At 67.3% G+C, this 5961-nt stretch carries 3 protein-coding genes; all 3 read left to right on the top strand.

The annotated features are described in order from the left end of the window. Nucleotides 1-84: 84 nt before the first annotated feature. The 3 genes from VJ307_07260 to lspA all read left to right on the top strand — a co-directional run bounded on the left by VJ307_07260 (nt 85) and on the right by lspA (nt 5796). Nucleotides 85-2400, top strand: coding sequence for a PBP1A family penicillin-binding protein (locus tag VJ307_07260; protein HJX73938.1), 2316 nt, complete (start codon nt 85-87; stop codon nt 2398-2400). A 96-nt stretch (nt 2401-2496) separates the two neighbouring features. Continuing rightward, nucleotides 2497-5280, top strand: a complete 2784-nt coding sequence (gene ileS / locus VJ307_07255; protein HJX73937.1) for an isoleucine--tRNA ligase — start codon at nt 2497-2499, stop codon at nt 5278-5280. 9 nt (nt 5281-5289) lie between these two features. Beyond that, entirely contained in the window at nt 5290-5796 is a 507-nt protein-coding gene (gene lspA, locus VJ307_07250; GenBank protein HJX73936.1) for a signal peptidase II, read from the top strand. Nucleotides 5797-5961: the final 165 nt, after the last annotated feature.

Raw genomic sequence — 5961 nt, 5'->3', positions numbered from 1 at the left:
TCGGGGAGCTGATGGCGGCCCTGCGTCCCTTCATCGACGCGGCCGGCAGGACGATCTGACCGGAAGACCCATCGCCCCGCGGACATGAAGTCTTTCTTCCGTCCCCGCATCCTCCTTGCCGCGCTCGCGGGGGTTTTTCTCCTCCACCTGGGGTACCTCTATTTCCGGGTGGGAACCGGGCTCGCGCGCGACGCCTGGGAAGCCCCGTCGATTCTGTACGGACGGCCGGCGGTTCTCCGTCCCGGGGACCTCGTCGGCAACCTGGGGCTTCCGGAGAGGCTCGGCCGCCTTTCCTACCGGAAAGTTCCGGGAGAGCCGGAAAAACCGGGGACCTGGTCCGAGGGGGGCGGCAGGATCCGGATCCATACCCGGGGGTTCCGGGCGGGAGAGGCGACCCGCCTCGCCGTCCGGGCCGAGATCGGCGTATCGGGGCGGCGCATCTCCTCCCTGGAGACGTCCTCCGGCGTCCCCCTCGACGAACTGGTCCTCGAACCGGAAGAGATCGCCCGGATCCTCGGCCCGAAGATGGAGTCCCGCCGGCTGGTTCCCCTCTCCGCCGTTCCGAAGCATCTCCGGGACGCGGTGCTCGCGGCGGAGGACTCCCGCTTCCACACCCACATCGGGATCGACCTCATCGGCATCGTGCGGGCCCTGGGGGCGAACCTGCGCCGGATGCGGATCGTCCAGGGAGGGTCCACCATCACCCAGCAGCTCGCGAAGAATTTCTTCCTCTCCCCGAAGAGAAGCCTCTGGCGGAAGATCCGGGAGGCCGAGCTCGCCGTGCTGATCGAGATCCGCTTCACCAAGGAGGAGATCCTCGAGGCGTACCTGAACAAGATCTACTTCGGGCAGGAAGGTCCCCGCGGGATCTACGGGGTGGAGGACGCGGCGAATTTCTACTTTTCCAGGAACGTGGGCGACCTCGCCCTCGAGGAATCCGCGTTCCTCGCGGGGATCATCCGGTCCCCCCACCGGTACTCCCCCCTCCGCGCGCCGGACGCCGCCCGGGAGCGGCGAAACTGGGTCCTCTCCCGGATGGCGGCCCTCGGAATGATCCCGGAGAAAGAGGAGCGCAGGGCAAGCCGGACCCCCATTCGGACGAACCCGCGCCGGGTCCCCGTCAACATCGCGGGGTACTACGTCGACTACATCGAGCGGCTGTCCGAGGAGACCCTGGGACCCGAAAGACTCTCCCGCACCGGCTACCGGTTCTACACGTCCCTCGATCCCGTGCAGCAGTCCGCGGCGGAAAAGGCGGTGGCCCAGGGACTGGCCGAGCTGGAAGGGAGGAAGGTCCCGGCCGGGAAGAAGGAGGAACCGCTCCAGGCGGCGCTGGTCGCCGTCGACCCGGCCACCGGCGAGCTCACCGCCCTGGTGGGGGGCCGCGGCTACGGGGAGACCCAGTTCAACCGCGCCGTCGACGCCCGCCGCCAGCCGGGAAGCGCGTTCAAGCCGTTCGTCCTTCTCGCGGCCATGGACCAAGCCGTGAGAGGCAAGGGGACGATGACGCTCGCGAGCCGGATCTCGGCGGAGCCGGTCTCCGTGGAGGTGCCGGACGGGAGATGGACGCCCGCGAATTTCGAGGGGAAGGAGCACGGGGAGATCTCGGTCCGCCGGATGATCGAGGAGTCGGTGAACACCGCGGCGGTGCGTCTCGCGCTCGATGTGGGCCTTCCCGGGGTGATCGCTGCGGCCCGGGACGCCGGGGTGACCGGCGTGGCGACCCCCGTTCCCTCCCTTGCCTTGGGGAGTTTCGAGGTCACCCCGCTCGAACTGGCGTACGCTTACGCCACGTTCGCGTCCGGGGGGACACGCTTCCGGCCCTTCCCGCTCCACACGGTCACGGACAGCGACGGAGATCTCCTGCATTCGGAGAAACCGGCAAAGGAGCAGGCTGTGGACCCCCGGGCGGCCTATCTCGTCACCTACGCCCTGGAGGGGGTCCTCGACCGCGGGACGGGGAACGCCGCCCGGCTGGCGGGGATCGAATTCCCCGCCGCCGGGAAGACCGGGACGACGGACGACTACCGCGACTCCTGGTTCGCCGGATACACGCCGGACCTGGTTTGCGTGGTATGGGTGGGGCGCGACTCCGGAGGGACGACCGGGCTCACCGGTGCCGCGGGAGCATTGCGCATCTGGACGAAGTTCATGAAATCGGTGTACGCGGCGGGGGGCCGAACCGCCTTCGCGGTTCCCCCGGGGATCACGATCGCGCAAATCGACCCGGAATCCGGCGCCCTGGCGACCTCCGCATGCCCGCAGACTTTCCCCGAGGCGTTCCCCGACGACCTGGTCCCGAAGGAGACGTGCCCGCTTCATCCCTCCCATCCGCTTGTGGACACGGTCCGCAAGGGGTGGCGCGGCGTCATCGAATTCTTCGGGAACATCTTCCGATGACCGCGCAACGCCTGCCCGGCACGGCCGACGGGACTACACGGGCGGCTGCTTTGGTGGTATAAATCTACTTTCGAGCAGAACCCCGGCGGAGACCTCATGGATTACAAAACCACGCTGAACCTCCCGCAGACCGGATTCCCGATGCGGGCGAACCTGACCCAGCGGGAACCGGAAATCCTCTCCCGGTGGGAAAGCGGGCACCTGTACGCGAAGATGGTGGCGAGGCGCCGGAACCGGCCGAAGTTCGTCCTCCACGACGGTCCCCCTTACGCGAACGGGCACATCCACATCGGGCACGCGCTCAACAAGCTCCTGAAGGACATCATCGTCAAGTACCGGGCGATGTCGGGCGCCTGGGCCGAGTTCGTCCCCGGGTGGGATTGCCACGGCCTTCCGATCGAGCACCAGGTGGACAAGAGCCTGGGGAAAAGGAAGGAGGCGATCCCCACGTCGGAGAAGCGCCGGCTCTGCCGCGACTACGCCGCGAAGTATATCGACATCCAGCGGGAGGAGTTCCGGCGGCTGGGGGTCTTGGGCGACTGGGAGAACCCGTACCGCACCATGACGTTCGACTACGAAGCGGGGATCCTTCGGGAGTTCGGGCGGTTCGTGGAGACCGGCGCGGTCTACAAGGGGACGAAGCCCGTCTACTGGTGCCTGACCTGCCGGACCGCCCTCGCGGAAGCCGAGGTCGAGTACGCCGACCACACCTCCCCCTCCATCTACGTGACGTTCCCCTTCGCGGAACCCCCGGAAACGATCCACCCGGCCCTCGCCGGGAAGAAGGTCTTCTTCGTCATCTGGACGACCACCCCCTGGACGATCCCCTCCAACCTCGCGGTCGCGCTTCACCCGGAATACCCCTACGTCGCCCTCGAAGCGAACGGGAAGGTGTATGTCGTGGCGGAAGGTTTGGCGGAACGCTTCGCGAGCGAGGCCGGTCTTCCGCGGGTCGATCGCCTGGCCTCCTTCGGGGCCGCGCACCTGGAAAGGATGCGCTGCCGCCACCCCTTTCTCGGGCGCGACTCCCTCCTTGTGCTGGGGGACTACGTCACGCTCGACGCCGGGACCGGATGCGTCCACACCGCCCCCGGCCACGGGCGCGAGGACTACGAGACGGGACTCAAGTACGGACTCGCGATCTACGCGCCGCTCGACGACGACGGGCGCTTCACCCCCGATGTCCCGTTCTTCGGGGGGATGCAGGTCTTCGAGGCGAACCCCCGGGTGAACGAGAAGATCGCCGAGGCCGGGGCCCTGCTCCGGCAGGACCGGGTGACCCACTCGTACCCGCACTGCTGGCGGTGCAAGCAGCCCGTCATCTTCCGGGCGACGAAGCAGTGGTTCATCTCGATGGACCGGACCGGCCTTCGCGGGAAGGCCCTCGAGCAGATCCGGAAGGTGAATTGGATCCCCGCGTGGGGGCAGGAACGGATCGAGGGGATGATCGCGAACCGGCCGGACTGGTGCATCTCCCGTCAACGGGCATGGGGCGTGCCGATCGCCATCTTCCGATGCGAATCGTGCGGCCACCATCTCCTCGACCGTGCGCTGATCGAGCATGTCGCCTCGTTCTTCGAGAAAGAGGGCGCGGACGCCTGGTTCCAGCGGGAGGTGCCGGACCTGCTTCCTTCCGGGACGTCCTGCCCCTCCTGCGGCGGGAAGGCGTTCGGAAAGGAGACGGACATCCTCGACGTCTGGTTCGATTCCGGCGTGTCGTACGCCTGCGTCTGCGAGGGGAAGGAAAATCTCGGCGTTCCGGTCGACCTCTACCTCGAAGGGTCCGACCAGCATCGGGGGTGGTTCCACTCCACGCTGCTGGCGGCCGTCGGGACCCGGGGATTCGCTCCGTACCGGGCCGTCCTCACCCACGGGTTCGTCGTGGACGGCAAGGGGGAGGCGATGCACAAATCGAGGGGGAACGTCGTCGCCCCCGAGGAGATCATCCGGAAGCACGGGGCCGAGATCCTTCGGCTCTGGGTGGCCGCCGAGGACTACCGGGACGACATCCGGATCTCGAAAGACATCCTCGACCGCCTGACCGAGGCGTACCGGAAGATCCGGAATACGATCCGCTACCTGCTGGGGAACCTCCACGATTTCCTCCCCGACCGGGACGCGGTCCCCTATGACCGGATGGAGGAGATGGACCGGTACGCCCTCGTCCTCTTTCACCGGCTTGTCGGGAAGGTCCGGAAGGCATACGACAACTACGAGTTCCACGTCATCTTCCACTCGGTGAACAACTTCTGCTCGGTGGACATGTCCAGCTTCTACCTGAACGCGATCAAGGACCGCCTCTATTGCTCCCGGGCGGACGACCCGGCGCGCCGGTCCGGGCAGTCCGCGCTGTTCGAAATCGGCCGGGACCTGCTGTCCCTCATCGCCCCCGTCCTCTCCTTCTCCGCGGAGGAGGCCTGGGGGTATCTGCCCGCGTTCCCCGGAAAAGCGGAAAGCGTCTTCCTCACGGACATGCCGACGCCTGCGGACCTTCCGGGGGGGGACGAGATCGCGGCGCGGTGGGAGCGGATCCTGGCCCTCCGCTCCGAGATCGCCCAGCCGCTCGAGGCAGCGAGGAAGGAGAAACGGATCGGGAGCGACCAGGACGCGCTCGTCACCGTTTCTCCGGGGCCGTTCTCCGACCTGTTCGAAAGCCGTCTCCGGGAGATCCGGGATGCGCTGATCGTTTCCGGGCTTGTGGTCGGCGAGGTTTCCGGGCCCGGCGCGCACCGGAGCGCAGCCTTCCCGGGTCTTGCCGCAACGGTTACGAAGGCCCCCTGGGGGAAATGCGAGCGATGCTGGAACCACACGGCGGAGGTCGGGACCATCCCTTCCGCCCCCGAGCTGTGCGGCCGCTGCGCCGCCGCGACCCGCGCCTGACAGACCCCGTTGGCGACGTTCCGCAAATTCGCCCTCCCTACCCTGGCCGCGGCCGGGCTCGCGATCGCGGACCAGGGATCCAAGGCCTGGATCGTGTCCCGCCTCGACCCCTACGATGCGAGGGCGGTCCTCGTCGACTACTTCCACATCGTCCACGTCCGGAACAAGGGAGTCGCGTTCGGGCTGTTGTCCAACCTCGATCCGAAGTGGGGAAACCCCCTGCTCATCGTCGCCACGATGTTCGCCATCGGGGGGGTGCTCGCCTACCTCCACTTCCATCCGCTCCGGGGGCCCGCGCCTTACGGCCTGGGGCTCATCCTGGGAGGGGCGATGGGGAACCTTATCGACCGCGCCCGGCTCGGATACGTGGTGGACTTCATCGACATCCACTGGCACCGGTATCACTGGCCGGCCTTCAACGTGGCCGACATCGGGATCACCGTCGGGGTTTTCCTTCTCCTCCTGGATATGCTGTTCTGGTCGAAGGAGGAGGAGGGCGGATCCCGTCCCGCCTAAGTGCTCCGCTTCATAAATACGGTGTCGCACCGAGAGCGTCGATGCGCCGCGCCAGCGAGGCGCGCGACTGAGGCATACCGTTGAGTATGGTGAAGAAGCGCAACGAAGCGGGAGCGGATGCAGCGGCGCTCGAATGCAACCGTATTTGTGAAATGGAGCACTAAG

Source organism: Candidatus Deferrimicrobiaceae bacterium (assembly GCA_035256765.1).
In the GTDB taxonomy this organism is placed as follows: domain Bacteria; phylum Desulfobacterota; class Deferrimicrobia; order Deferrimicrobiales; family Deferrimicrobiaceae; genus CSP1-8.
Note: the sequence above shows the minus strand (reverse complement) of the source record. Positions and strands in the feature narration are given on the sequence as shown.

Coding starts and splice junctions, on each gene's coding strand:
- ileS (HJX73937.1), top strand. CDS start 2,497: ATGGATTACAAAACCACGCTGAACCTCCCGCAGACCGGATTCCCGATG.
- VJ307_07260 (HJX73938.1), top strand. CDS start 85: ATGAAGTCTTTCTTCCGTCCCCGCATCCTCCTTGCCGCGCTCGCGGGG.